This is a genomic window from Bradyrhizobium sp. SYSU BS000235, from assembly GCF_049747295.1.
Classification (GTDB): Bacteria; Pseudomonadota; Alphaproteobacteria; order Rhizobiales; family Xanthobacteraceae; genus Afipia.
Genome location: NZ_JBMHJM010000001.1, coordinates 3,455,032 through 3,480,092 on the forward strand (window position 1 = coordinate 3,455,032; position 25,061 = coordinate 3,480,092).

Here is a 25,061-nt window from a genome sequence, read left to right on the forward strand (position 1 = left end):
TTTCTTGACGCGAGCTGAGGGCTGAGGCAGTCTGCTCCCAATAAAAAACATGGGAGGGATGTCATGCGATCGCTGTTTTTTGGGATAATCTGCCTTTTCTACGTGCCGTCTTCAGCCTTTGCCCAAATATCTGATGATGTCGTGCGGATCGGAGTGATTAACGATCAGAGCGGGCAATTTGCTTATGGCACCGGGCAAGCCTCTGTCCTGGCTGCAAAAATGGCGGTGGAGGATTTTGGAGGGAAGGTTCTCGGAAAGCCGATCGAGATCTTGTCGGCGGATCACCAGCACAAGCCTGATATCGGCTCCTCCATTGCTCGCAGATGGGCCGATACCGAGAAAGTCGATGCCTTCGCAGATGGCGCGAGCTCAAGCGTGGCACTCGCGGTCCAGCAAATCGCGCGTGAAAAGAACAAAACGTTTCTAATCGCAAGCGCCGCCACATCTGAGCTCACAGGCAAATCCTGCAACGAGACCTCGACGCAGTGGACATACGATACATACGCGCTGTCGAATGTCCTTGCCCGCGAAATTGTTCGCGGCGGTGGGAAAGAATGGTTCTTCGTCACGGCCGACTTTGCGTTCGGTCATGCCATGCAACGTGACGCAACCAAATTCATAACGGATGCTGGAGGTACGGTGCTGGGCGGCGTTAAAGCACCTCTTAACTCGCCTGACTTCTCGTCATTTCTTCTGCAAGCTTCGTCTAAACCCTTTACCGTCCTTGCGCTCGCCACTGCAGGTGGTGACACAATCAATCTTATCAAGCAGGTTAAAGAATTTAGAATTTTGAAGCCGGGCCAGAGTCTGGCGAGCATGCTGTTCTATATCAACGACATTGATAGCCTCGGGTTAGAGGCAGCCCAAGGTCTTCGACTTGTCACGTCTTTTTACTGGGATTTGAACGACGAAACGCGAGCTTGGACAAAGCGCTTTATGGCTTATTCAGGTGGAAAGCTTCCTAATATGATGCAGGCTGGTCTCTACACGGCAGTTACGCACTATCTGAAGTCTATCCAGGCAGCGGGCACCGATGAGGCGAAGGCAGTAGCCCGCAAGATGCGCGAGACGCGCGTAAATGATTTTTACAATAAGAACGTAGAGATTCGTGCGGATGGCAGTGTTTTGCACAAAATGCTTTTGATGCAGGTCAAGGCTCCCTCCGAGTCGAAGTACCCAAATGATTTCTACAAGTTAATCGGTGAACTGCCCGGATCTGAAGCTTACCGCGCAATGTCCGATGGAGGGTGTGCTCTGGTTAATCAGAGCGCAAGATGAGTTCAGTACACCAAGCTCGACCATCATTCGACGACTGAAAGTCTTTTGAAGCGCTCGTGCTTGCAAAGCGTCTCGACACTCAGGGAGCAAAGCCGCAACCTTGCGGCGATGCACTCGAATGCGCAAACGCCTTCGAAGGAATGACTCAATGAGCACAGCCGTCAATCGGCAGATAATGCTGGTCGAGAAGCCTGCAGGTAAGCTAATTCCGCAGAACTTTAGGATGGCGGAAGCTGCAATCCCTGAACCAAAGGTCGGGGAGGTGCTCGTCCGCGTTCTTTACATTTCTCTCGATGCGGCCAACCGGGCGTGGATGCAGGGCGTTACCTATCGCGGGGCTGTCGAGGCAAATGCTGTGATGGCCGGCGGCGCGATTGCAGAGGTTGTGGAATCGAAGGTGCCGGGCTTCTTTGCAGGCGATCTGGTGTTGGGTGACGCCGGCTGGCAGGACTATGCTGTCTTGAGCGCGGATGACCTTATAAAAGTGCCGCGCGCCGAACCCATAACGCATTCTTTGAGTGTCTATGGCATTGCGGGCCTCACCGCTTATTTTGGGTTGTTGTACGTCGGTAAACCGAAGCCCGGGGATACAGTTGTAGTTTCGGCCGCCGCTGGTTCGGTTGGTGCCTTTGCAGGCCAGATTGCAAAATTGAAGGGCTGCCGTGTCATCGGGATCGCTGGCGGTAAGGAGAAATGTGACTGGCTACTTTCGGAACTGGGTTTTGACGTTGCAATCAATTACAAGGCGGAGTCTGTGCTCAAGGCGCTGAAGGCCGCGGCGCCAAACGGCATCAACGTCTATTTTGACAACGTCGGCGGAGATATTTTCGAAGCCTGCCTGCCGCAAATGGGCAAGTACGGCCGCATAGTCTGCTGCGGAGCTGTTTCGGCTTATGACGGCGCGGCTCCAGCGACTGGCCCCCGCGGTGTGCCGGGATTGATCGTGATCAAGCGTCTCACAGTGCAGGGCTTTATATTTACTGACTTCAGCGCGGAGCGCGAGACCGCGCTGGCGGAGCTTCGCTCGTGGGTAAACGCCGGCAAGCTTCAAGTGCGCGAAGAAATCATTGATGGCCTCGAAAACACGCCGGATGGGCTGATCGGACTGCTCGCGGGAGAGAACCGCGGCAAACGTCTGATAAGGGTTTCGGCGCCCAAACTTTGACGGGAGCCATAAAGTCTCGTTTAGAAGTCTCAACACAACGCTGCTTTGCATAAGAGATTATCAAGTCAACGCTCTAAAAGCAGCCGTCCGATACCGAGGCTTCTCTGTTCAGCGTATGCAAAATCTCACGCCGCAGAGCAGGCCACGTCTGTTTCGAAGGGCGTGGTCGCTGACTGATCAACAGTCCACAAGTTGCTTCGAACATAGGCGGAAGACATCGTCGAGAAGACAGCTGACGTAAAGGCGTTGATCTGAAAATCGGTCTTGCGGTTGGGCGCATCACGAATGCTGGATCGCAGTGACCTTTATCGGAAGCTCAGCTCAATGAAACTGTCCGTATCCCGCCTTGGCTTCCTAATCCCACCTGCATGCAGCGCACAAGGAACAGCAAGCGGCATACCAATACGACAACTTTGTGCAGCGACTGAGATATTCGATCGGCAGAATGCCTGGTGGCAACAAACACGGAGACTCTGGCGAGCTCGAGCCAATGCACCTGCGACATCAGTTCCTCCATCCGCCATATCCAATCTCAAAATAGATGAGAAATGAGCCAATTCTCATTTTTATCTTGTGCTTTCTTGGCAAAGGGGATAGATCTGCAAGAATGATGCTTTCGCGTTCCAGCGATCAAGTTCAAGAACGTACAAACATGATGGATTCGGAAGAGGGATTGATCTCGGTACGGTATGACGGCCAAGTCGCTCGGCTCGTGATTGATCGCCCTGGGAAACGAAACGCAATCTCGCTCTCGATGTGGCTTTCTGTTCCGGTCATCTTGCGTGAAATTCGTGCGCAGCGATCAATTCAACTGCTTGTCGTTGAAGGGCGGGGTAACGAGGCCTTTTCTGCGGGAGCAGATATCGAAGAACTTCTGTCAGCTTCAGAATGTAGGCAGGCTGCTGAGAACTACGTGGATGCGATCCGATCCGCCGAGGCGGCGCTCGGTGATTTCGACCTCCCGACACTGGCGTGTATTCGAGGGTTTTGTGTGGGTGGCGGCCTCGAACTCGCGATGGCTTGCGACCTTCGCGTGGCGACAAGCCACAGCCGCTTTGCGGCGCCCCCAGCGCGGCTCGGGGTCACGTACAGCACCAGCTCAACGAGACGGTTAGCATCGCTGGTGGGTGAAAGTCGTGCCAAGGAGCTCCTGTTTAGTGCTCGAGAGATTGACGCTTTTGAAGCGTGCCGGATCGGACTAATCAATCAAGCATACATGACTGCAGATTTCGAAGAACGCTCCGCGGCTTACATCGAGCGGATTTTGCGAAATTCGCAGCGGTCAATTCACAATGCTAAGCTGATATTCGATGCAATCCGCCAGGGCGCTCAATTCGATCCGCCGGAGGTTCGAGAGCTTCGAGTCCGCGATTTCAGCGAGGCCGATTTCATCGAGGGTGTTGACGCCTTTCATGCCCGTCGACCGGCAAATTTCACATGGCGTCGAGGGTAATCGGGGAAATCACTTATGTCAGAGGAAAGCGATAAAACCAGGATGCTTGGAGATATTCGCATCGACCGAGTACTGGAAAGCGAGGAGCCGGAGTTTCCGATCTTCTCGTTCTTTCCAGACGCGATGGTTGAAGCGTTAGCGCCGCACCGAAGCTGGATGGAGCCGCGATTTCTTGAGCCTGGCACGGACAAGATCATTGCCGCTGTTCAGAGCTACGTCGTGAGAACTAAGCACCACACAATCTTGATTGACACTTGCGTAGGCAATCACAAGCAGCGGCGGTTCTGGCCTGCCTGGAACATGCGCGAGAGTGAACGCTACCTAAAGGGGCTTGCAGATATCGGAGTTTCTGTCGAGCAGATCGATTTTGTGATGTGCACTCATTTGCACACTGATCACGTTGGCTGGAATACGCGGCTGATGAACGGGCAGTGGGTGCCGACTTTTCCGAATGCCCGCTATATTTTTGCCAAAGACGAGTTCGCCTTCTGGGAGGAGCTGAACAAAAAGGGAGCAAAATATAGCGATGGTTGCATCAACGACAGTGTTTTGCCTGTCGTAGCTGCTGGACAGGCAGATCTTGTCTCAAGTGACTTTTCGTTAGACGACAATTTATGGATCGAGCCGACACCCGGCCATACCCCTGGCCACATCAGCATTCGTCTGTCTTCCTGCGGGTGTGATGGCGTCCTTACGGGCGACGTAATGCATAGTCCAATTCAATGCACGTTCCCTGATTGGGGCGTCGCCGGCGACGGGGATAAGGACCTCGCGCGACAGACTCGAAAGAAGTTCCTTGATCGCTATGCCGAAACCAGCACGCGAATTTTGACCTCGCATTTTCCCTCGCCTTCTGCGGGTTTCATCCGGCGTGCGGGAGAGGCATTCAAGTTTGTGTTCGATGGCGAGACCTGAGGGGTTTATCGATTATGAGTCTGACAGACTTACTGACCAAAACAGCGAAGCGCGAGGCTGATAAACCCTGCGTCATCTCCCGCGGTCAGCAATATAGCTACTCAACGATCGATCTATACGCGCGCCGTATCGCTGCATCATTGATCAGGCGAGGTGTCAGGCCTGGCGACAGGGTCGTGCTTTTAGCATCTAATCGAGCGGAATGGATAGCCGCATTCTTCGGGATCGTGGGAAGTGGAGCGGTACTGGTCCCGATCAACACAGCGCTGACGACCTCAGAAATTTCTTTCATCATCGCAGACAGCGAAGCAGCAGTCATCATCGTCGATGAAGCGCTCCTGGATAGAGTTGCCGGAGCGAGTCTTGAGTCCGTGCTTCTGCTTAAAGAGTTTGGAGATTCATATTCTGAAAGCCCGCTCGCAGACTGGATCGTTCGCGCTGACAGCGATGCCTCGACTATCTTCTATACGTCAGGAACCACGGGCCGTCCCAAGGGAGCAGTCCTCAGTCATGCGGCCAATCTAGCAACCGTTGTTCGGGTTCGAGACGTTTTCGCATTCAAAGAGAACGACAGGATCTTCATCGCTGGATCACTATCGTTTATTTACAATTCGGTCATCAACGCATGTAGCGCCATTTCAGTTGGCGCAACCATCATCCTGCACGAAAGGTTTCACCCTGGAGAAGCTCTCGACGCTATCGCAAAGGAAAGAGTAACTGTTCTAATGAGCGTGCCCACGGCCTACGTAATGATGACCGAGTGGGCAAGCCAGCATACAATCGATACGTCGTCCGTTCGGATAGCTGTCGCGTCCGGCTCGAGTCTTGCACCTACGGTCATAACACGGGCGCGGGAGCGGCTTGGGATTGAGTTGTTTGAAGCGTGGGGAATGACCGAAGGGACGCCGATCACGGGGTACGACGCCCGCGAGTTCAAGCACGGCGTTCCAGAGTCGGCTGGAAAGGCATTGCCAGGCTGTTCTGTTCGAATAGTAGGAGATGATGGCCTGGATGTAGCCCCCAACGACGTCGGGGAATTGGTGTTCAGAAGCCAAAGCAACATGACGGGCTATTTCAGGCGCGAGAAAGAAACTGCTGAAACGATCCGTGATGGATGGATCTACAGCGGAGACCTCGCTCGCCGCGATGTGAACGATTTCATCTTCATCGTTGGCCGCAAGAAAGACATGATAATTCGCGGTGGCGCAAACATTTATCCGGCGGAGTTGGAAGATGTTATTTTAGGACTTTCTGAAGTCGCGGAATGCGCAGTTGTCGGTATCCCCGACGAACGTTATGGCGAAACAGTGAAGGCAGTGATCGTTCTATCTCCCGATCATAAGCTTACTGAAGATAAGATAATTGCTTTCTGCGAAGCAAAGCTCGCGAAGTACAAAGTGCCGTCGGTGGTTGAATTTAGAGAAGCGCTTCCGAAAGGGCCTACCGGAAAAATTCTCAAGCGGCTTCTTGTCGAAAGTCCTGCACAGGTGCGGGCGGAAGGATACCAAGCATCATGTTGACGGTAGATCAAATAGCTATTCGCGATATGACCAGAAAGTTCGTGCGTTCCGAGATTGTGCCCAACATCATGCAGTGGGAAGAACAGGGGGCCGTGCCAAAGCATATCTGGCAAAAAATTGGAAGTCTTGGACTGCACGGTGTTTGCGTCCCGACGATGTGGGGTGGATCGGACAGTGGCGTAGTCAGCTGGGCCCTTATGGTGGAAGAGCTATCGTATGGTGATTGCGCAATCGGTAACCAAATTGGCGGGATATCGTATCCGTTCGCGGCAAAGCTTCTGGAGTTCGGAACCGATAAGCAGAAAGAGCAGTACCTGCGACCAGTTGTAGAGGGAGCTCACTACGTTGCCCTTCTGTTGAGTGAAGCTCATGCAGGATCGGATCTCTCTAAGGTTCGGACAACTGCCGCCCGAAAGGATGGCCGTTGGATCATCAATGGAGAGAAAGTCTTTATCTCAGGAGGGAGCACGGCGGGAGTCGCGATCCTTCTCGCTTCGACCGATCAGAGTGCTGGAAAAAATGGACTGACGGCTTTTCTCATCGAACCAAACACACCCGGTTACAACGTGGTTCGAAAGGAGAAGAAGCTCGGCCATCGCGTTATGGACATTTGTCAGATCGCTCTCGATAACTTTGAGGTGGCAGACGATGCAGTGCTGGGATCAGTTGGAAGTGGCTACAAAACCATTCTCGAGGGTCTTGAGACCAATCGTATTGGAGTTGCAGCGCAAGCAGTTGGTGTAGCTCAAGCTGCGTATGATGCGGCCGCAGCCTATGCACTTGAACGGCACAGTTTTGGAAAGCCCATTGCGGACCATCAGGCGGTCGGATTTCGGCTCGCTGATATGGCGACACGAATTGAGGCTGCTCGCCAGCTTTATCTGCGAGCTGCTCGGCTTAAGGAGGAGGGTCAACAGCGCGTCGTGGAGGCATCCATGGCAAAACTATTCGCATCCGAGATGGCAGAGTGGGTGTGCAGTAGTGCAGTCCAGATTTTCGGAGGAGCTGGCTACCTTCAAGGCTCAATCGTTGAAAAATTGTATCGGGATCAGCGCGTGCTGCAGATTTACGAAGGCACGAGCGAGGTCTTGAAGATGATCATTCAACGGCACGTGGCGCGAGCTGCTTAGAGACGTCAAATTGATGCAACGCGGAGAGCCATACATGCGAGGTCTGAAAGGTCGTACTGCAATCGTAACTGGAGGCGGCAGCGGTATAGGCGAGGCGATCTGTCACCGGCTGGCGGAAGCAGGCGTTAATATTGCCATTTTTGACCGGGACCGAGACGGCGCAGATCGAGTAGCGGAAGGTCTTCTTGAGTATGGCGTGAGCACCCACGTGGAGCATCTCGATATATCAGACTTAGCCGCGGTTACACTCGCGGTTGCCCGAACAGAGAAGGTGCTTGGTTCTGTCGAGGTGCTGGTGAACAATGCTGGTTGGGACAAGATGACCAGCTTCCTCGCGACGGATGAAGATCTTCGAGACAAGGTCATCGCGACCAACCTTAAGGGACCGATCAACGTGATTCATGTCGTCGCAACGAATATGGAGCGACGAAAATTCGGACGAATCGTCTCGATTTCATCGGATGCGGGACGCGTCGGTTCGTCCGGCCAAGGTGTTTACTCTGCTTGTAAGGCCGGTGTCATTGCCCTGTCTAAGACCCTGGCTCGCGAGCTTGCGCGATCAGGCATTCTTCTGAATGTGGTATGTCCTGGACCGACAAAAACGCCGATGATGAGTGAAGGGATCGCGGGGGAAGGTGAAGCTCGCGACATACTCGATCGTATGGCTCGCGTCATCCCCTTGCGGCGCATGGGCGAGCCGCAGGACATGGCGGGGATCGTTGCGTTTCTTGCGAGCGACGAGGCTAGCTACATCACGGGACAAGTGATCAGTGTTTCCGGCGGCCTCACGATGCACGGTTGATGCGCGCCTGAGCCAGAGCGTTCAGTGCGGCTTGCTTCGCATAAGTAGAATTGTCAGGAGTCCGAAATAGTGTCTGTACAGTCGCAGATGACCAGATCAGCATCATGTTCTGCGAGCGGCCCTCTCAAAGGGCTGCGCATTGTGGAATTCGAGGCCATCGGCCCTGTGCCATTCGCGGGAATGCTGCTTTCGGACATGGGGGCAGACATCATTCGAGTGGATAGACCAGGTACCGCAGTCGGTGAAATGGATTTTCTTAACCGAGGGCGTCATCGCGTTGAAGCGGATCTTAAAGATCCTGCGAGTGTCAGTGAGGTGGTTCGTCTCTGCGAGTTGGCAGATGTGGTAATCGAAGGGTTTCGACCTGGTGTGATGGAGCGTCTGGGATTTGGCCCGGACATTCTTTGTGCCCGTAATCCTAAGTTGGTTTACGGGCGTATGACCGGATGGGGTCAGCACGGGCCATTGGCAACGGCAGCAGGTCACGACATCAATTACATCGCATTATCCGGAGCGCTTGCTGCGATCGGCGGTTCCAATGGGAGGCCCGTCGCCCCTCTCAACCTCGTTGGCGACTACGGGGGCGGTGCAATGTATCTCGTGATGGGCGTTCTCGCGGCACTGCTTGAGGTGCATAGTTCAGGTAAGGGGCAAGTGGTGGACGCAGCAATGTGCGACGGCTCAACCTCTCTGATGTCACTTTTCTATTCACTTCTCGCGCAGGGCAAGTGGACGGCGGAACGGGAAGTAAACATTATAGATGGAGCAGCGCCGTTCTACGGTTCATACGAATGCGCGGATGGAAAGTATGTAGCGGTGGGAGCACTTGAGTCGAAGTTTTATGCAGTCCTTTTGAAGGGCCTCCAGTTGGACGGGATCGACGTTGACTCCCAGAATGATCAATCGAAGTGGCCCGCGCTCAAAATCACTTTTGCGAAGACTTTCAAAACAAAGTCTCAAGGGGAGTGGATAAAAGTGTTTGAAGGGCTCGATGCTTGCTTCGCACCCATACTAAATATGCAGGACGCGCCATTCCATCCTCATTTCTCCGCTCGAGAAACATTTGTGAGCGTCGAAGGCGTTGTTCAACCAGGTCCGGCACCACGCTTCTCGCGAACCGTATCACAGGTACAGTTCAATGCGTCGGCATTGAACAATAAACTTTGCGATTTAACCGAAAGATGGTCTCGGTGAGATGGTCGGCGCAGAACGATTGCTCCGGCGATTGAAGGCATGAACGTTATTCGGCGGCTTGCAATGGCCCTCAGTCGGATCTTTGAGGCTTTCGTTTTTGTCGCACTATCGGCCGCAACGACCTGTTCGAATGCAGGCGAGCGTATCAATCGTACGAGGGCGAGTCTTGGTCGATCAGTCGGACGTAGGTCGTAGTTTTGCACCTGTAATAGCGTATGTTGAGCCTCGTCGGCTTCGCTACTTCCTCGATGCGCTCAACGAGAAAAATCGTATCTATCGCGAAGAAACAGCGGCGTATGACGCCGGCTACTTGGCTGTTCCTGTACCTCCTACTTACTTGTTTTGCCTTCAGATGCTGGACAATGAGTCGCCATATGAATTCCTTGCCAAACTACGGATAGATCCAGTCCGCGTGTTGCACGGCGAACAGAGCTTTAGCTATTACGCGCCCGTCCTGGTCAACGATACGCTAACGATCGAGTCGACCGTTATAGATGTCGCTGCGAAAAGTGCAGGTTCGCTGACTTTAGTTGTGATCGAGAGCAATATCAGAAATCAACATGACGTACTTGTCGCAAGTACGCTTTGTACGATTATCGTGCAAAATGGAGAAGCACTATGAAGTGTTCAAGCGGCGCTGCGTTGATAGGAGAGCGCATTGTTTATAAAGTCTTCCCTCCGATAACGCGGCATAGATTGGCGTTGTACTGTGGTGCCTCCGGCGATCTCAATCCAATCCATGTAGACAGCGATTTCGCAAAGTCAGCTGGCTTTCCCGATGTATTTGCTCATGGGATGCTTGTCATGGCTTTTGCCGGCCAGGCCCTGACGGACGCGTTGCCGCCGCATCGAATCCGCCAATTCTCAAGTCGTTTCACAGCGATTACTGAGGTGGGCTCCTGTCTGACTTGCGAGGGGCATATGCTCGAGTTGTTCGAACAGTCTGGTGACACGCTAATGAAACTTGCACTGCGAATGAAAGACCAGAGAGAGGATATCAAATTGGTCGGCGACGCGGTTGTTTTGATCGATCGACCCAGTCAATGCAATCTTGACCAACTGTCAAACGGCTGATCTTCGTCTCCTGCGTGCTGACCATCAGGCGCGGCATCATCGGCGAAATTACCATTAGTTTAAGCACTCGCTCTGAATTCTGAGAATTACTCTGGGAAGTCAATACATGATTGAGAAGAGACACACTAGCTGCATCGAATCGTCACTGGAAGTTTGGCATCAATTTATCAGAACAAATCTGGCCGATGATCTGCGCCCGTTGCTTTCAGATGAGATCGTATTTCGATCTCCGGTAGCGCATGAACCCTATCCTGGACGGGAGGCTGCAATTCTTGTTCTGACGACTGCGAACTCTGTGTTCCGCGATTTCCGTTATCACCGCGAGTGCGTAAGCGCCGACGGTCTCAACGTCGTTCTTGAGTTTGAAGCGAAGGTGAATGGACGTGAGTTGAAGGGTATCGATTTCATCCGGTTCGATGCGGCGGGTAAAATTACCGAGTTCGAGGTCATGGTAAGACCACTCAGCGGTCTAAAGGAGCTTGCATCCGCGATGAATGAACGACTCGCGTCTAAGAAGAAGTTGTTGTCCGGTTAGGCTCGCTCTTGGGGAAGAGCTTAAAACACAAGCTTGCGGACTCGGTGAACGGCGTCTGACGTTCACGTCGACGTTCCCTCGGCCATTTTTTATCGATGCGATCAAACCTTTGCGCGGAGAGACTCAGTGAAAAAGAGAAATGCGACGGTAGCCGTGATCGGCGCCGGCTTTATTGGAGGCGAAATCGCCAAGAAGTTAGATTCAGAAGGGTTTGATGTGTTTGTCAGGCGGCGACAGGGCGAAAAACTCGCGCCGCTAGTGAAGGAAATCGAAGCGGCGGTCGGTACGTGTTCGGGCGCTCGCTCGATGTCGGCGGGGAGGCTGAAATCGTCTCTTTTCTCGGTGACGCCGACAAACGCGCGCGCTGGGCAGCCGCGCGATGCCTGGACGTTTGAGACTGAAATCCGACCGTTCGGCGAGAAGTGGTAACAGGAGCGGGCGATGGAACTGAGCCTGTCGAAAGAAGATGCGGCATTTCGCGATGAGGTGCGCACCTTCATCACCGAAAGCTACCCGAAGGAGATGCGGGTCCCCAACAACGAGACGGACCTGACCAAGGAGCAGTCGTTGCTCTGGCACAGGATCCTCTATAAGAAGGGCTGGATCGCGCCGCTTTGGCCGAAGGAATACGGCGGGCCCGGTTGGTCGATCACTCAGCGCTTCATCTTCGAACAGGAAACGACCCGCGCCGGCACGCTGCCGCCTTTGGCCTTCAGCGTCACGATGGTCGGTCCTGTCATTTATACGTTCGGCAATGACGCCCAGAAGAAGAAATATCTGCCGCGAATCCTGTCGGGTGAAGACTGGTGGTGTCAGGGTTATTCCGAGCCGGGATCGGGCTCCGATCTCGCCTCAGTGCGGACCAAGGCGGTGCGGGATGGTGACCATTACATCGTCAACGGCCACAAGACCTGGACCACGCTGGCCCAGCACGCCGACTGGATTTTCTGTCTGGTCCGAACCGATCCAACCGCGAAACCTCAGTCAGGAATCTCGTTCCTATTGATCGACATGACGTCGCCGGGCGTCACCGTGCGCCCGATCATTACCATCGACGGTTCGCATGAAGTCAACGACGTGTTTCTCGAGAACGTGCGGGTGCCGGTCGAAAATCTGATCGGCGAGGAAAACAAGGGCTGGACCTACGCCAAGTTTCTGCTGGGCAACGAACGCACCAGCATGGCGAGCATTGGCCGCTCGACGCGTTACCTGAACAAGCTGAAGGACATCGTCAAAGCGGAAATCGCCGAGGACGATCCCGTGTACAACGAATTTGTTACGGACATCGCGCGCGTCGAATTGGATGTTCTTGCCCTCGAGGCCACCGAGCTTCGCGTGGTGGCACAGATGTCCCGGGGCATCGATCCAGGGCCGGCTGCGTCATTGTTCAAGATTCGCGGTACGGAAATCTTCCAGCGCATCACCGAGCTGACTCACCGGGCGATGGGAAACAACGGCCTGGCGCTTCGCGAACATCCGACAAGCGCAAACATCTTCGTTCCGGGCCCGGACTATGGGCACACCGCGTCGGAAAAATATTTCAACGCGCGCAAGCTCAGCATTTACGGCGGATCGAACGAGATCCAGCGCAACATCATCGCCAAAGCCGTGCTCGGTCTTTAGTCCAACCTTACGAGGCATCCCGTGGATATCCAATTGACGGAAGAGCAGGAACTCCTGCGAAGCAGCCTCCAGCGATTGCTGCGTGCTCAGTATGACTTCGAGACGCGGCGCAAGATCGTCGCCACGGAAGAGGGCTGGAGCCGCGCTCATTGGAACAGCTTTGCCGAGATGGGACTGCTCGCAGCGCCATTCTCGGAGACTGTCGGCGGTCTCGGTGGTGGCGCGGTCGCGACCATGATCGTGATGCAGGAGTTCGGGCGAAATCTCGTGGTCGAGCCGTTCCTTGAGACGATCGTGCTGGCCGGTGGCCTGATCGAGGATGTTGGCACGGACGCGCAGCGCGAAGAATACCTTCCGCCGATCATGGCCGGTGAATCCATCTGGGCGCTTGCTTGGACCGAGGGGCATTCGCGCTACGATCTCAACAACGTCGGCACCCGCGCGATAAGCACAGGAGAGGGCTATGTGCTGAACGGTGCCAAGGCCGCCGTGATTGGTGCGCCTTGGGCGGACAAACTGATCGTCTCGGCGCGAACATCTGGCAAGCAGCGCGATCGTGAAGGCATCAGCCTGTTCGTCGTAGACCGCCAATCGGCGGGCGTTCACCTGCAAAGCTTCAAAACCATCGATGGCCGGCGCGCGGCGGAGATCCTGCTCAAGGATGTTCATGTTGCATCCGGCGCGTTGCTCGGCGCGAAGGACGAGGGCCTTGTCGCGCTCGAGGCCTGCCGGGACCGCGCCATTGCAGCGCTGTGCGCCGAGGCCACCGGGGCGATGACGGAGCTGAATGCGTCGACGCTTGAATATTCCAAAACCCGCAAGCAGTTCGGTGTTCCGCTTGGCACGTTCCAGGTGCTGCAGCACCGGATGGTCGACATGTTCATCGCGCTCGAGGAGGCGACATCGCTGATGCAGCATCTCAACCTGACGTTTGCAGGAAACGAGCCGCACAGGTCAAAGCTGGCGTCGGGTGCAAAGTCGAAAATCGGCAACGCCGCAAAGTTCATCGGCGAACAGGCGATCCAGCTCCACGGCGGCATGGGCATGAGCGACGAGCTGAACGTCGGCCATTACTTCAAGCGTATTTCTTCCATCAACATCCAGTTCGGCGACCCGACCTATCACCTCATGCGATATGCGCGGGCGAGCTAAGGAGACCAGCATGAACGAGGCAGTCATTGTATCGACGGCGCGGATCGGGACGCACGCCTTGCAGGACACGTCCTGATCGAAGGTCAGTGCCGCAAGTGAAATATAGCGTGGTCACCATGTGCATCGGTGGCGGCATGGGAGCAGCAGGACTGTTCGAAGTCGTCAACTGAGCCAACATGACCGAGTGTTTCAAATTCGACGTGAGATCGATGTTGCGAGGGGAGGAAACAGGTGTGTGTGCCGGAATATGTTTATGGAATGATCCTGGTCGAAAGTCAGGAGACAAGAATGTCGCGCCAGCAAGGTCATCACGAGTCGCAGTGTTGGAGGTTGGCGAGCGTTTTGGTCAAGTTGCTCGAAATGATCACGGATACGATCGCCTGCTCCTGGATGGTCCAGCGGGAATGCAAGCGTGAACTACATCTTCAACGCTGGACATTGAATTCGGAGGTCACGTGAAAACTGCCATCACAGAATTGTTCGGTATCGAACACCCCATCATTCAGGGTGGAATGCATTATGTCGGGTTCGCTGAACTTGCGGCGGCCGTGTCCAACGCAGGTGGCCTCGGGCTCATTACCGGTCTCACGCAAAAGACGCCGGAGCTGTTGGCCAAGGAGATTGCCCGCTGCAACGACATGACGGATAAGCCGTTCGGCGTGAACCTGACGTTCCTGCCGGCGTTCACATCCCCGCCTTATCCGGAATACATCGCCGCGATCAAGGAAGGCGGTGTCAGGATTGTTGAAACCGCCGGGCGCAATCCCGAGCAATACATGCCGGCCCTCAAGGCAGCCGGGATCAAAGTCATCCATAAATGCACCTCGGTCCGGCACTCGTTGAAGGCTGAGGCGATCGGCTGTGATGCGGTCAGCGTCGATGGATTTGAATGCGGTGGTCATCCCGGTGAGGACGACATGCCGAACATGATTCTGTTGCCCCGCGCCGCCGACGAGTTAAAGATTCCGTTCATTGCATCCGGCGGCATGGCCGATGCGCGCAGCCTCGTGGCTGCGCTTGCGATGGGAGCGCAGGGAATAAATATGGGCACGCGGTTCATCGCGACCAAGGAAGCTCCGGTGCACGAGAACGTCAAGAATGCCATTGTCGCTGCGACAGAGCTCGATACGCGGCTGGTGATGCGCGGTCTTCGCAATACCGAACGCGTCCTGAACAATAAAGGCGTCGAAAAGCTGATCGAGATCGAACGCGAGAAGGGCGGCGAGATCCAGATCGCCGACATCATGGAGCAGGTCGCGGGCGTCTATCCGAAGGTCATGGTGAACGGCGAAATGGATGCCGGCGCCTGGAGCTGCGGCATGGTGGTCGGTCTGATCAACGATATTCCGACGGTGAAGGAGTTGATCGATCGCATCATGTCGGAGGCGGAGCAGATCATTCAGGAACGCCTTGCCGGCTTTCTCAGCGCATCGGCAGGCGCCGCTGCCCGCCAGGTCGCGTGATCGGCCGCTTGACTGAATCGTGAGTTCAGAAAAGAAATAAGATAAGGAGAGGGTCGCCGGCGGCGGCCCTTTTTTCTTTTCGTATGTGGAAGGAGAAATGTGCTTCTAGCGCGGCGCACAGAAAAATAATTGTCACCGAAGAACTGTTCTTTCCGTGTTTCGTTTGACCAGCTCTAGGTAAACCGATCGGCACGCGTCTCTTCAACGGTTTAGACACTTCAGCACATCGTCCCTCTACCATAAGGGTGCCTAACCAGGTCGATGTCGAGAGCGGTTAAGCCCGCAATCACGAAAACAGGAACGGTCTTAAGGTCAAGGTCTACCGCGGCCATCAAGCGAGCATGCCCAGCAATCGCGTTTCCATGCTCATCTGCAAGACGTGGGTGGGTGCATTTCCCCGGACGCAGCATGCGGCCGATTATCTGCCGAATTTGTTTTTTGGAATGCGTCCGCGCATTCTGCTTTGAAGGTTTGAGGCTTGGGGTAGACGGCCAGTTCCAGCTAACGTTCAATAATTCCTACATGATGGTGGATGCTGTCCTTAATGGGTTTGGCATTGCCTATGTGTCAAAGGATATCGTCCGCCGACATATCGATGCTGGACGCCTTACCTTGGTTCTAGATGATTAGTCGCCGTATTTTGATGGCTACTACTTGTTTTATTCGAGCAAAGGCTCACCGGCGTTCAAGATCATCATCGAGGCACTTCGGTATCGCGAATGACTAGCGTTGGTTGCGTCGTTGTTTCGCGCTCAAGCTCAACGTCTTCGGCGCGCTTGTCGTCACGAAGGTCGAGATAGACGCGATGGAGCATTTCGTGGAGCTCGTCCGCTCTGTGAACTTTACCTCCGCGACCAACTGTGGCTTTACCACACGTGGTGACGGCTTCGTCTTTTTACTTTTTTACCGAAGGACGACTTTGCGATTTTGCGGTCAGCGAGCGAAATTGTTCCATCACTTCCGGGTTTGCCGGACTGTAGACCATCATGCTGAGGTCGGACCGGCCTTCAACCGAGAAGGTTGAGAATTCCAAGTCGATCGGTCCGAGGGCAGGATGGTGAAGGCTCTTGATGCCTTCGCGCGTGCTTGTGATCTCATTGTCGTCCCACATCGCTTTGAATTCCGGGCTGCTGGCGGAGAGTTCTTCGACCAACTTTCGGATTTCCACGCCCGCCCCGGCACGCGCGGCGTCAGCCCGGAATGCGCCAACGACATAACGAGCGACGGTGCGCCAGTCGTCCTGCGCAGCGCGCATGCGCTCATCGGAGAAAATCATGCGAAGAATGTTACGGCGCTCCTTCGGCAACTTGGCATAGTCCGTCAGGATCACGGCTGCGGCACTGTTCCACGCCACCACATCCCACGTCGCCGTCCTGATGATGGCAGGGCTGAATGGCATCGAGTCCAGCACGTGCTGCAGCCGAGGCGTGATGCCTTCCTGTTGGCGGTAACGCGGCTCGGGAGGATGGCCGAAGGCGAGAATATGGAGATGATCACGCTCAGGCTCGGTCAGCATCAGGCCCCTTGCGATGCGATCGAGCACATGGGCGGACGGCGCTCCGCCGCGCCCCTGCTCCAACCAAGTGTACCAGGTCGGACTTATATTGGCGCGCTGGGCAACTTCCTCGCGACGCAAGCCCGGCGTGCGGCGCCGTCCGGCCTGAAAGCCGAACGAAGCCGGATCGAGGCGCATGCGCCGGTCGCGTAGGAATGTGCCAAGGGCATTTTCAGGGGCGTTCTCGCTCATGCGAGCCTATTGATATTTATACCATGATAAAGTCATTACTTTAACAGGACAATTTTCCATGAGATCACCCAGCACGTCAATGCAGGAGATTTCATATGCGTGTTTTTCTGACAGGTGCCACCGGGTTCATCGGGTCCCGTGTCCTTCGCGAATTGCTGGACGCTGGCCATGAGGTGATCGGCCTCACTCGTTCCGCCTCTGGAGCGAAAGTACTGGCAGATGCGGGTGCGTCCGCTCACTTCGGAACGCTGGAGGATCCCGCAGGCTTGGCGAAAGGCGCCGAGAATGCGGACGCGGTCATCCATACGGCATTCGACCATGACTTCTCGAATTTCGTGGCCAACTGCGAAAAGGATCGCCGCGTCATTGCCGCGCTCGGGTCCATTCTGAAGGAATCGGACCGGCCGCTGCTCATCACGTCTGGTGTCGGCATCGGCGATCCGGGCAATGGCGAACCCGCGCGCGAGGATGTGTTCGACGCCCATCATTTCAATCCGCGCATAGCCTCGGAACTGGCCGGCCAAGAACAACTCGCGGCGGGCGTCAACCTGGGCGTCGTTCGACTTCCGCAGGTGCACGACACCGTCAGGCAGGGCATGATCTCGCCCTATATCGACATGGCTCGCGAAAAGGGCGTCGTCGCCTATGTGGACCGAGGCGCCAATCGCTGGGCTGCAGGTCACGTGGAGGATGTGGCGAAGCTCTATGTTCTGGCGCTCGATCGCGCCGAGCCTGGCGCCCGCTACCATGCAGTGGCCGAAGAAGGCATTGCCGTGCGCGATATCGCCGAAACGGTTGCCATCGGGCTTGGACTCCCGGCCGTCTCGCTCTCAAAAGAAGAAGCGGAAGGCCATTTCGGCTGGTTCGCCATGTTTGCTACGGCGGACATAAAGGCTTCGAGCGCACTGACCCGGCAGAAACTGAGTTGGCTGCCGACGGGGCCAAGCTTGCTCGGCGACCTGAGAGACAGGGACTATTCGGCGACGCAGGTCTGAAGTCGGGTAATCCAGACTCGGATGGACTGCGTGCGGGCAACCGCGCCCCGAACGTCTCGATCTAGGGTGCCGCGGGCCAACTCTCGCGGCTATTCCAGTTGTTCAAGGAACGCATTGTGCTCGCCGATGGCGCACGCCAGTCCACGCCTTCGATCAGCAGCGACAATTGCGCCGAGGTCACTCACGCCGGCCGCGCCGCGTCATCGAAAAACTGCTGCTGATCTGCTGCGCTGAACCGCCGCGATGATCCTCGCGTGGCCGCGGAACGATTCTGTCGCCGAGGAGGGGGATTAAGCCACGTGACCTAGGGGTGACTTAAGAGAAGGACTAAGGGATGACTTAAGCCTCTACGCCGGTAGAGCAGCCTGTGTTCGGGCTCGCTAAGCTTCTACGCCTCGTGGTGCGCGCGCCGGAAACCTTCGCCCTGACGCGTCCACGCGCCGTTCCCGCCAACCATCTCGCTCTCCTCATTTGTAATCGAGAGCAAGAACAGTTCGTGTTTACGGGAGGCTGCAGGAAAGGTGTGTGAGAAATGGACGGCGACCAAAATGCAGTAAATTTCCCTGCTCCTAAATTTTTGATTCCTGTTCTCTCTAAGGTATTCCCTGTTAAACTGCGTAGGGAATTTGCAGGAAGTGGCTGCGAACAACGGTTTTCCTCTTGGAAAGCAGTATTAAGCAGGCTTGAAATTGCGGATTTCCCTGTAAAATTCCCTGTTAGCGGGGAATTTGATTGGAGCCCGGTGCGATTACCACTGGGTCGCCAGCCATTTAAGCCAACGTAATCAGCGACTTCGCAAACCGATTATTCCATTCCGGTTCTCGGTTCATTCAAACGAACCCGTTGTGAACTCGCTTGCGCGGAGGTGGGCGAAGGAAATGCCTCCGGCGCAGAGAATAAGCGCATCCAGGATTCGCCAGTGCCGGCGTTGACGTGCGGCTGCTCGCAGGTCGTCTCATGCTGGCGGAAGGGAAGGAAGGGGAATAGCGGAATTGAAAACGTTGTCCGGATCGTATTGCCGTTTGGCCTTCATCAGCCGGTCCGCGTTGCGTCCAAAACTCTTGGCGGCACGCTCCTGGTCTGTCCTGGAGAGGAGGTTCGGGTATCCGCCGGGAAGCGCCATCGGAATTAAGCGGCTTAGGGTTGCGTGCGCCCACTGTTGATGTCGCTGCTCTTCAAGCGGGTCGGAAGGATCGGGAAATGCTGCGAGGATCTCGACGAGCACATGGTCATGGCGAAGACGAAACGCCGTGGCGTCCGGCGCTATGCGTGAGGCGGCTCCTTTAAATTCATGAGTGAGAATTGCACATCCCGGAGAGACGGCGTTTGCCATTGCCTGGATCAGAATGTCGATACTATCGCTGCCAAGCGCGGGTAACCAGCACGTCTCGATGAGGACCCGTTGTCCGCCAACGATAAATGGATCGAACAGTTTTAAGCAGGTCGCCAAGGACATCACGTCCACTGTATTGGCGAGGACGTTTCCGATCGTCAGAAGCGATCCGATCTGTGCTTCGCCCTCCGCCGCCGTTCCGCTCCAAGTCGGCGCAACGATGACAACCGGGACGCCGTCCGGACCGACAGCGATTGCGAGTTGAACCGTCAGTTCATCGGGCGCGGATGCGGTGATCTCGGCGTACCCTTCAAGAACGGACTCTGCTTCGGCGAACGGAAAAATCAGCATGCCCGAGCGCACGTTGGCGAGATCGTGCAAGCGATGCTGCATTGACGTGATGACGCCGAAGTTTCCGCCGCCCCCTCGCAAGGCCCAGAAGAGGTCCGGCTCATTGTCGTGCCTGGCAGTCACAATGCGCCCGTCTGCGAGAACCACCTCCGCCGCGAGTAGATTGTCCAGTGCCAGTCCGAAGCGGCCGGTTAATGGGCCATAGCCTCCGCCCACTGTCAGTCCCGCCATACCGACGCCGCCGCAGGCGCCTGTGACTGCGGCGAGACCGAGCAGATCGCTGACAGCCAAGACTTCTGATGCGCAGGCACCTCCCGAAATTTGTGCAGTCCTGAGTTTCGAGTTGGCGATGACTCCATTCATGCTGCGAAGGTCGATCACGAGTCCGCCGCATAAAGCGCGACCTGCCCAGTCGTGTCCCCCGCCGCGCACGGATAGAGGAAAATCGGCGTCGCGTGCGGCACGAATGACGGCTTGCACATCCTTGGATGTCCGGCAGTGGACAATGACCTGGGGCTGAGGACCGATCGACTTCGCCCAAGTTGCGGTGGCTGCATTGTATTCGCTGTCGCCGCGCTGTGAAATTCCGCCGGACAATTGCTGGCGCAGCCGGCTGATTGTTCTTTCCATAAGGTCCATCGTTTCACCCTCGCTTACGAGCAGCGCGAACCTGCGATGAGGCCTAGCCACAGATCCTGTCCGTCGGGATTGCGCGGTGGTGACGATGGGGCGGCGATATAACCGCCGGATTTCACTGACGAAGGATTCCATTACGACTGTAACGCCAAGCCATCGCTCTCCTTCGTCTCGTTCCAGGTTTTCGCGGGCGGCTTGTCAGACAGCGCGAGGCGCGTCATAGTGTTCGTAAGGCGACAATAAAGTTCGTCCAGCGAACAATAGCGAAGAGGATGGAAATGGCGCAAGCGCAAGCCTTTGAGACCGACTTCTGGAAAGACGCGAACTTGCGAAAGGTCTGGGACGAAATCGTCCCCGGCGAACCGCGCAAGACAATCCCGTATGTGTTGACCAAGGAAGCCATTCAACTTTACTGCCGGTCGGTCGGTGAAGACCACCCGCTCTACTTCGACGAGGTTTATGCGAAGAAGACGGTGTATGGCGGTCTGATTGCGCCGCCGTCGATCCACATCCTGCTGATGTTCGCATGCACGCCGACGGACGACTGGATGCGCTCGCCGGGCACGGTGAATGCAGGCCAATCGTGGAGTTACAATATTCCTGCGCGCCCCGGCGATACCATCACGCTGCAGGCCCGGGCGCTCGACAAGTTCATCAAGCGTGATCGCCTGTTCGTGGTCCACGATAACGTCTTCTTCAATCAGCACGGCGAAGTGATCTGCTCCGGCCGTGGCCAGACCATTCGCCCGGCGTGATGCGACAGGAGTTCAGGACATGACCACAACGTTCGACGGCATCACCATCGGCGACACCATCAACGGTCCGACATTCTCGGTTTCGCGCGAATCCATCCGCCTCTTCTGCGACGGCTCGCTCGACTACAATCCGTTGCACCTCGATGATAATTATATGAAGGGCAACTTCGGAAAGACCAACTTCGGCGGGATCATCATGCACGGCATGAACAACTTCGGGCTGATCACCCGGATGCTGACGGATTGGGCCTATCCTGCCGGCGCCATCCATCGCCGCCTGGAGACGCGCTGGCTCAAGCCGGTGAAGCCTGGCGACACCATCAAGCCGACTGGTATCATCAAGGCGAAGCAAGTCACGGCAAAGTCCCGCTGGGTCCTTATCGACGTGATGGTTCTCAACCAAAATGACGAAAAGGTCGCCATGGGCGAAGCGATGGTGGAATTCCCCACCGCCGCCAAGGCTGCCTGATACGCCGGGTGCAGCATATGCGAGTTGTCATCGTCGGAGCGGGAATCGGCGGCTTGACGGCAGCGCTCAGTCTGCACGCCGCCGGCTGCCACGATGTCGTCGTCATCGAAGCTGCACGCGAGATCCGTGATGTTGGTGTCGGAATCAACCTGCCTCCCCACGCAGTTCGCGAACTCACCGAGCTTGGCCTCGGCGATGTGCTCGCCCGTGCGGGCGTCCTGACCAAAGAGCTTGCCTATTACGATCCGGCGGGGCGGCTGATCTGGGCCGAACCGCGTGGTGTCGATGCGGGATATCGCTGGCCGCAATACTCGATCCATCGAGGTCGCTTGCAACAGTTGCTGGCCGACGCTGTTCGCATGCGTCTTGGAGCATCGTCCGTGATCACCGGACAACGCGTCACCGGCGTCGACACGGCGAGCAGCAAGACCTCGGTTACGGCGATCGATCAAGCCAACGACACTACTATGTCGCACGAGGCCGACGTTATTATCGCAGCGGACGGCATCCGTTCGGTGGTGCGAAATGGGCTTTGTGGCAAGACGATCCCGCTCGCGTCGAACGGCTGGGTGATGTACCGCGGTACTGCAAAATCATCGCCGTTCCTGACCGGTCATTCGATGGTGATCATCGGCGATGAGACCCAGCGCATCGTGGTGTACCCGATCGCCGAGGGCGTGCTGAACTGGCTGTTGGTGCGTCCAAAGGACGATGAAAACCAGCAATCGGAGCTTGGCAACTGGAACGCGCGCATGGAGCCGTCCGCGATCGCGCGGTTTGCCGAGGACTATCGCTTCGACTGGCTCGACGTTCATCGGCTCGTCGCATCCGCGTCAGAAGCCTACGAATATCCTATGGCGGATATCGATCCGTTGCCGCAATGGGTGTTTGGGTCCTGCGTGCTGCTCGGGGATGCTGCGCATGCCATGTATCCGTTCGGATCGAACGGTGCATCGCAGGCCATTCTCGATGCCCGTGTGCTCGCCTATCAGCTCGCGACGGCATCTGATATCGATGCGGCGCTCAGCGCATATGAAGCCGATCGCAGACCGGTCACGAGCGAAGTTCAACTCGCCAATCGCCGGCAGGCCGGTGACGTCATGGCGCGCGTCAGCGCGCTGGCGCGACGGGGTGCTCACAGCGATGCCGCGACCGAGCTCAAGGATGTCGAGCGCCGCTACAAGCAACTTGCCGGTTTCGACGTCGATGCTTTGAACACTCGCAAATCGTGGAGCGTATCAACCGCGTCCTAATCGGCAAAAACAGCCGGAGCCAATTCGGCGGCGGGGAGGGAGGAGACGACAATGAACTGGTCGAAGAAAATCATCGCCTGCGCGGGCGTCGTGCTCGGATTAGCAAGCTTTGCATGGCATTCCGCGTTTGCAGAGCCGAACTATCCAGATCGGCCTATCAAGTTGCTGGTCGGATTTTCCGCCGGCGGCGCGACCGACACGACGTTCCGTAAGCTCGGCGAGCTTGCCTCGAAACAGCTTGGCCAACCCATCATTATCGAGAACAAGGCTGGAGCAGGTGCGACGCTAGCTCCCTCGACAATGGCGAAGAACGATGCGCCGGATGGCTATACTATCGCTGCGGCCACGGCAGGTCTTTTGCGCTATCCCTACATGCAGAAGGTCGACTGGGATCCGATGAAGGATTTCACCTGGATCGCCGGGCTTGGCGGCTATTCTTTCGGCCTCGCTGTCAATTCGGATTCGCCTTTCAAGACCATTGGCGATCTGATCGATTATGCGAAGAAGAACCCGGGTCATCTCACGGTAGCGACGGCGGGCGCCGGCACCACCATGCATCTCCTGGCGGAAGCGCTCGCCGGCATGGCGGGCGCCGAGATCACCCACGTTGGATACCGCGGCAGCGCTGAGGCCGGCACCGCCGTGCTGGGTGGGCATGCTATGGCGACGCTAGATGCGGTTGGAACGATCCTGCCGTATTCGGAAGCCGGCAAGATGCGCGTCCTGCTGTCATTCGATGGGCAACCATCGGCGTGGATGCCCGGCGTGCCGACGGCCAAGAGCCTGGGTTACGATCTCGTCTATCCGGCGCCGTACGGATTGGTCGGTCCTAAAGACATGCCGCCGGCTGTGGTGGACAAGCTCTATCAAGCCTTCAAGGCCGCAGCTGACAGCGACGAATACAAGAAATTACTCGAGACGTTAAAACAGACGGAATGGCAGAAAGCGCCGGCCGATTATCAGCAATGGGCGCGCGAGTTTTACGTATCCGAGCGCTCGCTGGTCGAGCGCGCCAAGTTGCTACGCTAGCGTTCCGAATCCGAAGTTCGCCTCACACTGCAGCACATCTCGTAGCGAACTTCGGATTCAGGTGGAGAAGTTCGCTTGCAAGATCTGCTGAGAAAGTGAAACGAATTTCTAAACCACCACACGAGTTGAATTGACACTCATCCACCGGCGCAAATGCCATCGGGCCGTTCGGAGTGGAAGATCATGAAGGTTGTTTTTTCCGCGCTTTTTTCAATAGTGATGCTGATCGCCACCTCGGCGGGTGTACCTGCCGCCGAGAAGTTCCCGATAGAGACGGTGAAAATCGTCGTGCCGTTTCCTGCAGGTGGTACGACCGATATTCTGGCGCGCTTCGTCGCCCAGTATCTCGGCGAAAAGCTGAAGACCACAGTCATGGTCGAGAACCGTCCGGGCGCATCCGGCACCATCGGTTCCGAGATGGTGGCGAAGTCACCCCCAGATGGCAGTGTGCTTTTGCTCACCGCGACGCATCACGTCATCAATCCCAGCCTCTATCGCAAGCTGCCGTACAACACCGAGAAGGATTTTTCCCCCATCGCGGTGGTGGCGAGTGCGCCGAATGCACTGGTGGTGACGAAGGATTTCCCGGCCAAGACTGTCGCTGAATTGATCGCGATCGCCAAGAAAGAGCCGGGCAAACTTTCATTCGGTTCCGCAGGCGTTGGGGGCGCCAATCACCTTTCGGGTGAACTGTTCAAACAGATGGCCGGCATCGACATCGTGCACATCCCCTATAAAGGCGCCGCGCCGGCGATGAACGATCTGATCGGCGGTCATATCCCGATGATGTTCGATACGCTGCCGACGGTGCTGCCGGCAGCGGCTGCGGGCAACATCCGCGTTCTTGCGGTGACGAGCCTGACGCGTGCAGCTTCGCTGCCCGATACGCCGACCCTGAACGAGGCGGGTGTGAAGGGGTTCGAGGCGACAGCCTGGTTTGGACTTTATATGCCAGCCGCCAACGGCAATCCCGCCTACACCGAGCTTGTAGCGGCGATGAAAGAGATACTGACGGCGCCAGAAACGCGTGCAAAGTTTGCGACCCAGGGAGTCGAGCCCGGCAAGTTGGTCGGTGCGGATTTCGGCAAGTTCGTTGATGATGAAATAAAGAAGTGGGCCACGGTAGTGAAGGCAGCAAACGTGCCTCAACAGGACTGAGTAACAAAAGCCGCCGTCGCTCGAGCAACGG

Annotated in this window: 25 protein-coding genes and 1 pseudogene; 23 read left to right on the forward strand and 3 right to left on the reverse strand. The window is 56.3% G+C overall.

Features of this window, described 5'->3' with window-relative positions:
* The first annotated feature begins 63 nt into the window (after nucleotides 1-63).
* The 16 genes and pseudogenes from ACP0KA_RS16080 (at nucleotide 64) to ACP0KA_RS16155 (ending at nucleotide 15,304) form a co-directional block, all read left to right on the forward strand.
* The gene (locus ACP0KA_RS16080; RefSeq protein ID WP_424629741.1) at nucleotides 64-1,278 is read left to right on the forward strand and encodes an ABC transporter substrate-binding protein; all 1,215 of its coding nucleotides are present in this window, start codon (nucleotides 64-66) and stop codon (nucleotides 1,276-1,278) included.
* Nucleotides 1,279-1,426: 148 nt separating this feature from the next.
* Nucleotides 1,427-2,443 carry an NADP-dependent oxidoreductase gene (locus ACP0KA_RS16085; protein WP_424629742.1) on the forward strand — a complete coding sequence of 339 codons (1,017 nt, stop codon included), beginning with the start codon at nucleotides 1,427-1,429 and terminating at the stop codon, nucleotides 2,441-2,443.
* 652 nt (nucleotides 2,444-3,095) lie between these two features.
* Nucleotides 3,096-3,896 (forward strand): enoyl-CoA hydratase-related protein, encoded by an 801-nt coding sequence (locus tag ACP0KA_RS16090; protein ID WP_424629743.1) that lies wholly within the window; start codon nucleotides 3,096-3,098, stop codon nucleotides 3,894-3,896.
* Between the two features lie 15 nt (nucleotides 3,897-3,911).
* Complete coding sequence (locus tag ACP0KA_RS16095; protein ID WP_424629744.1) at nucleotides 3,912-4,811, forward strand: MBL fold metallo-hydrolase; 900 nt, start codon at nucleotides 3,912-3,914, stop codon at nucleotides 4,809-4,811.
* A 14-nt stretch (nucleotides 4,812-4,825) separates the two neighbouring features.
* Nucleotides 4,826-6,331: a class I adenylate-forming enzyme family protein gene (locus ACP0KA_RS16100; RefSeq protein WP_424629745.1), complete on the forward strand. Its 1,506-nt coding sequence runs from the start codon at nucleotides 4,826-4,828 to the stop codon at nucleotides 6,329-6,331.
* Nucleotides 6,325-7,461 (forward strand): acyl-CoA dehydrogenase family protein, encoded by a 1,137-nt coding sequence (locus ACP0KA_RS16105; protein ID WP_424629746.1) that lies wholly within the window; start codon nucleotides 6,325-6,327, stop codon nucleotides 7,459-7,461. Before ACP0KA_RS16100 ends, ACP0KA_RS16105 begins: the two co-directional genes overlap by 7 nt.
* A 13-nt stretch (nucleotides 7,462-7,474) precedes the next feature.
* Nucleotides 7,475-8,263 (forward strand): SDR family NAD(P)-dependent oxidoreductase, encoded by a 789-nt coding sequence (locus ACP0KA_RS16110; protein ID WP_424631625.1) that lies wholly within the window; start codon nucleotides 7,475-7,477, stop codon nucleotides 8,261-8,263.
* Between the two features lie 87 nt (nucleotides 8,264-8,350).
* Nucleotides 8,351-9,457, forward strand: coding sequence for a CaiB/BaiF CoA transferase family protein (locus tag ACP0KA_RS16115; protein WP_424631626.1), 1,107 nt, complete (start codon nucleotides 8,351-8,353; stop codon nucleotides 9,455-9,457).
* Nucleotides 9,458-9,623: 166 nt separating this feature from the next.
* Nucleotides 9,624-10,079: a MaoC family dehydratase N-terminal domain-containing protein gene (locus ACP0KA_RS16120; RefSeq protein ID WP_424629747.1), complete on the forward strand. Its 456-nt coding sequence runs from the start codon at nucleotides 9,624-9,626 to the stop codon at nucleotides 10,077-10,079.
* Nucleotides 10,076-10,531 carry a MaoC/PaaZ C-terminal domain-containing protein gene (locus tag ACP0KA_RS16125; RefSeq protein ID WP_424629748.1) on the forward strand — a complete coding sequence of 152 codons (456 nt, stop codon included), beginning with the start codon at nucleotides 10,076-10,078 and terminating at the stop codon, nucleotides 10,529-10,531. The genes ACP0KA_RS16120 and ACP0KA_RS16125 overlap by 4 nt, the downstream gene beginning before the upstream one ends.
* Nucleotides 10,532-10,637: 106 nt before the next feature.
* Nucleotides 10,638-11,066 carry a nuclear transport factor 2 family protein gene (locus tag ACP0KA_RS16130; protein WP_424629749.1) on the forward strand — a complete coding sequence of 143 codons (429 nt, stop codon included), beginning with the start codon at nucleotides 10,638-10,640 and terminating at the stop codon, nucleotides 11,064-11,066.
* Between the two features lie 153 nt (nucleotides 11,067-11,219).
* Nucleotides 11,220-11,495 (forward strand): hypothetical protein, encoded by a 276-nt coding sequence (locus ACP0KA_RS16135; protein ID WP_424629750.1) that lies wholly within the window; start codon nucleotides 11,220-11,222, stop codon nucleotides 11,493-11,495.
* A 12-nt stretch (nucleotides 11,496-11,507) separates the two neighbouring features.
* On the forward strand, nucleotides 11,508-12,689 hold the full coding sequence (locus ACP0KA_RS16140) for an acyl-CoA dehydrogenase family protein (RefSeq protein WP_424629751.1): 1,182 nt from the start codon (nucleotides 11,508-11,510) through the stop codon (nucleotides 12,687-12,689).
* A 21-nt stretch (nucleotides 12,690-12,710) separates the two neighbouring features.
* Nucleotides 12,711-13,841: an acyl-CoA dehydrogenase family protein gene (locus ACP0KA_RS16145; protein WP_424629752.1), complete on the forward strand. Its 1,131-nt coding sequence runs from the start codon at nucleotides 12,711-12,713 to the stop codon at nucleotides 13,839-13,841.
* Nucleotides 13,842-13,892: 51 nt separating this feature from the next.
* Nucleotides 13,893-14,011: pseudogene (locus ACP0KA_RS16150) on the forward strand (acetyl-CoA acetyltransferase); the annotation flags it as partial.
* A 285-nt stretch (nucleotides 14,012-14,296) separates the two neighbouring features.
* On the forward strand, nucleotides 14,297-15,304 hold the full coding sequence (locus ACP0KA_RS16155; RefSeq protein WP_424629753.1) for an NAD(P)H-dependent flavin oxidoreductase: 1,008 nt from the start codon (nucleotides 14,297-14,299) through the stop codon (nucleotides 15,302-15,304).
* A gap of 218 nt (nucleotides 15,305-15,522) precedes the next feature.
* Here the strand turns inward: ACP0KA_RS16155 and ACP0KA_RS16160 are convergent, their stop codons facing one another.
* Together ACP0KA_RS16160 and ACP0KA_RS16165 are read right to left on the reverse strand one after the other, a co-directional pair.
* Entirely contained in the window at nucleotides 15,523-15,816 is a 294-nt protein-coding gene (locus ACP0KA_RS16160; RefSeq protein WP_424629754.1) for a ParB N-terminal domain-containing protein, read from the reverse strand.
* Nucleotides 15,817-16,199: 383 nt separating this feature from the next.
* Nucleotides 16,200-17,051, reverse strand: a complete 852-nt coding sequence (locus ACP0KA_RS16165; protein ID WP_424629755.1) for a helix-turn-helix transcriptional regulator — start codon at nucleotides 17,049-17,051, stop codon at nucleotides 16,200-16,202.
* Nucleotides 17,052-17,146: 95 nt separating this feature from the next.
* On the opposite strand from ACP0KA_RS16165, the gene ACP0KA_RS16170 reads away from it, so the two are divergent.
* Nucleotides 17,147-18,046 (forward strand): SDR family oxidoreductase, encoded by a 900-nt coding sequence (locus ACP0KA_RS16170; RefSeq protein WP_424629756.1) that lies wholly within the window; start codon nucleotides 17,147-17,149, stop codon nucleotides 18,044-18,046.
* A 532-nt stretch (nucleotides 18,047-18,578) separates the two neighbouring features.
* Nucleotides 18,579-18,830: a hypothetical protein gene (locus tag ACP0KA_RS16175; protein WP_424629757.1), complete on the forward strand. Its 252-nt coding sequence runs from the start codon at nucleotides 18,579-18,581 to the stop codon at nucleotides 18,828-18,830.
* Nucleotides 18,831-19,001: 171 nt separating this feature from the next.
* Here the strand turns inward: ACP0KA_RS16175 and ACP0KA_RS16180 are convergent, their stop codons facing one another.
* Nucleotides 19,002-20,360, reverse strand: coding sequence for an FAD-binding oxidoreductase (locus ACP0KA_RS16180; protein ID WP_424629758.1), 1,359 nt, complete (start codon nucleotides 20,358-20,360; stop codon nucleotides 19,002-19,004).
* A 284-nt stretch (nucleotides 20,361-20,644) separates the two neighbouring features.
* On the opposite strand from ACP0KA_RS16180, the gene ACP0KA_RS16185 reads away from it, so the two are divergent.
* From ACP0KA_RS16185 to ACP0KA_RS16205, 5 genes are all read left to right on the forward strand, one after another.
* A complete protein-coding gene (locus tag ACP0KA_RS16185) occupies nucleotides 20,645-21,121 on the forward strand; it encodes a MaoC family dehydratase (protein WP_424629759.1) in 477 nt (158 codons plus the stop codon).
* A 19-nt stretch (nucleotides 21,122-21,140) separates the two neighbouring features.
* Nucleotides 21,141-21,590 (forward strand): MaoC family dehydratase, encoded by a 450-nt coding sequence (locus tag ACP0KA_RS16190; protein WP_424629760.1) that lies wholly within the window; start codon nucleotides 21,141-21,143, stop codon nucleotides 21,588-21,590.
* A 17-nt stretch (nucleotides 21,591-21,607) separates the two neighbouring features.
* On the forward strand, nucleotides 21,608-22,843 hold the full coding sequence (locus tag ACP0KA_RS16195) for an FAD-dependent monooxygenase (RefSeq protein ID WP_424629761.1): 1,236 nt from the start codon (nucleotides 21,608-21,610) through the stop codon (nucleotides 22,841-22,843).
* Between the two features lie 51 nt (nucleotides 22,844-22,894).
* Entirely contained in the window at nucleotides 22,895-23,872 is a 978-nt protein-coding gene (locus ACP0KA_RS16200; RefSeq protein WP_424629762.1) for a tripartite tricarboxylate transporter substrate binding protein, read from the forward strand.
* A 183-nt stretch (nucleotides 23,873-24,055) separates the two neighbouring features.
* Nucleotides 24,056-25,030 carry a tripartite tricarboxylate transporter substrate binding protein gene (locus ACP0KA_RS16205; RefSeq protein ID WP_424629763.1) on the forward strand — a complete coding sequence of 325 codons (975 nt, stop codon included), beginning with the start codon at nucleotides 24,056-24,058 and terminating at the stop codon, nucleotides 25,028-25,030.
* The last annotated feature ends 31 nt before the right edge of the window (nucleotides 25,031-25,061 follow it).

Bases quoted from the DNA above. Each gene is read 5' to 3' on its own strand.
- ACP0KA_RS16080 (WP_424629741.1), top strand. From the start codon at position 64: ATGCGATCGCTGTTTTTTGGGATAATCTGCCTTTTCTACGTGCCGTCT.
- ACP0KA_RS16085 (WP_424629742.1), top strand. From the start codon at position 1,427: ATGAGCACAGCCGTCAATCGGCAGATAATGCTGGTCGAGAAGCCTGCA.
- ACP0KA_RS16090 (WP_424629743.1), top strand. From the start codon at position 3,096: ATGATGGATTCGGAAGAGGGATTGATCTCGGTACGGTATGACGGCCAA.
- ACP0KA_RS16095 (WP_424629744.1), top strand. From the start codon at position 3,912: ATGTCAGAGGAAAGCGATAAAACCAGGATGCTTGGAGATATTCGCATC.
- ACP0KA_RS16100 (WP_424629745.1), top strand. From the start codon at position 4,826: ATGAGTCTGACAGACTTACTGACCAAAACAGCGAAGCGCGAGGCTGAT.
- ACP0KA_RS16105 (WP_424629746.1), top strand. From the start codon at position 6,325: ATGTTGACGGTAGATCAAATAGCTATTCGCGATATGACCAGAAAGTTC.
- ACP0KA_RS16110 (WP_424631625.1), top strand. From the start codon at position 7,475: ATGCAACGCGGAGAGCCATACATGCGAGGTCTGAAAGGTCGTACTGCA.
- ACP0KA_RS16115 (WP_424631626.1), top strand. From the start codon at position 8,351: ATGACCAGATCAGCATCATGTTCTGCGAGCGGCCCTCTCAAAGGGCTG.
- ACP0KA_RS16125 (WP_424629748.1), top strand. From the start codon at position 10,076: ATGAAGTGTTCAAGCGGCGCTGCGTTGATAGGAGAGCGCATTGTTTAT.
- ACP0KA_RS16130 (WP_424629749.1), top strand. From the start codon at position 10,638: ATGATTGAGAAGAGACACACTAGCTGCATCGAATCGTCACTGGAAGTT.
- ACP0KA_RS16140 (WP_424629751.1), top strand. From the start codon at position 11,508: ATGGAACTGAGCCTGTCGAAAGAAGATGCGGCATTTCGCGATGAGGTG.
- ACP0KA_RS16165 (WP_424629755.1), bottom strand. From the start codon at position 17,051: ATGAGCGAGAACGCCCCTGAAAATGCCCTTGGCACATTCCTACGCGAC.
- ACP0KA_RS16170 (WP_424629756.1), top strand. From the start codon at position 17,147: ATGCGTGTTTTTCTGACAGGTGCCACCGGGTTCATCGGGTCCCGTGTC.
- ACP0KA_RS16175 (WP_424629757.1), top strand. From the start codon at position 18,579: ATGGACGGCGACCAAAATGCAGTAAATTTCCCTGCTCCTAAATTTTTG.
- ACP0KA_RS16180 (WP_424629758.1), bottom strand. From the start codon at position 20,360: ATGGAAAGAACAATCAGCCGGCTGCGCCAGCAATTGTCCGGCGGAATT.
- ACP0KA_RS16185 (WP_424629759.1), top strand. From the start codon at position 20,645: ATGGCGCAAGCGCAAGCCTTTGAGACCGACTTCTGGAAAGACGCGAAC.
- ACP0KA_RS16190 (WP_424629760.1), top strand. From the start codon at position 21,141: ATGACCACAACGTTCGACGGCATCACCATCGGCGACACCATCAACGGT.
- ACP0KA_RS16195 (WP_424629761.1), top strand. From the start codon at position 21,608: ATGCGAGTTGTCATCGTCGGAGCGGGAATCGGCGGCTTGACGGCAGCG.
- ACP0KA_RS16200 (WP_424629762.1), top strand. From the start codon at position 22,895: ATGAACTGGTCGAAGAAAATCATCGCCTGCGCGGGCGTCGTGCTCGGA.
- ACP0KA_RS16205 (WP_424629763.1), top strand. From the start codon at position 24,056: ATGAAGGTTGTTTTTTCCGCGCTTTTTTCAATAGTGATGCTGATCGCC.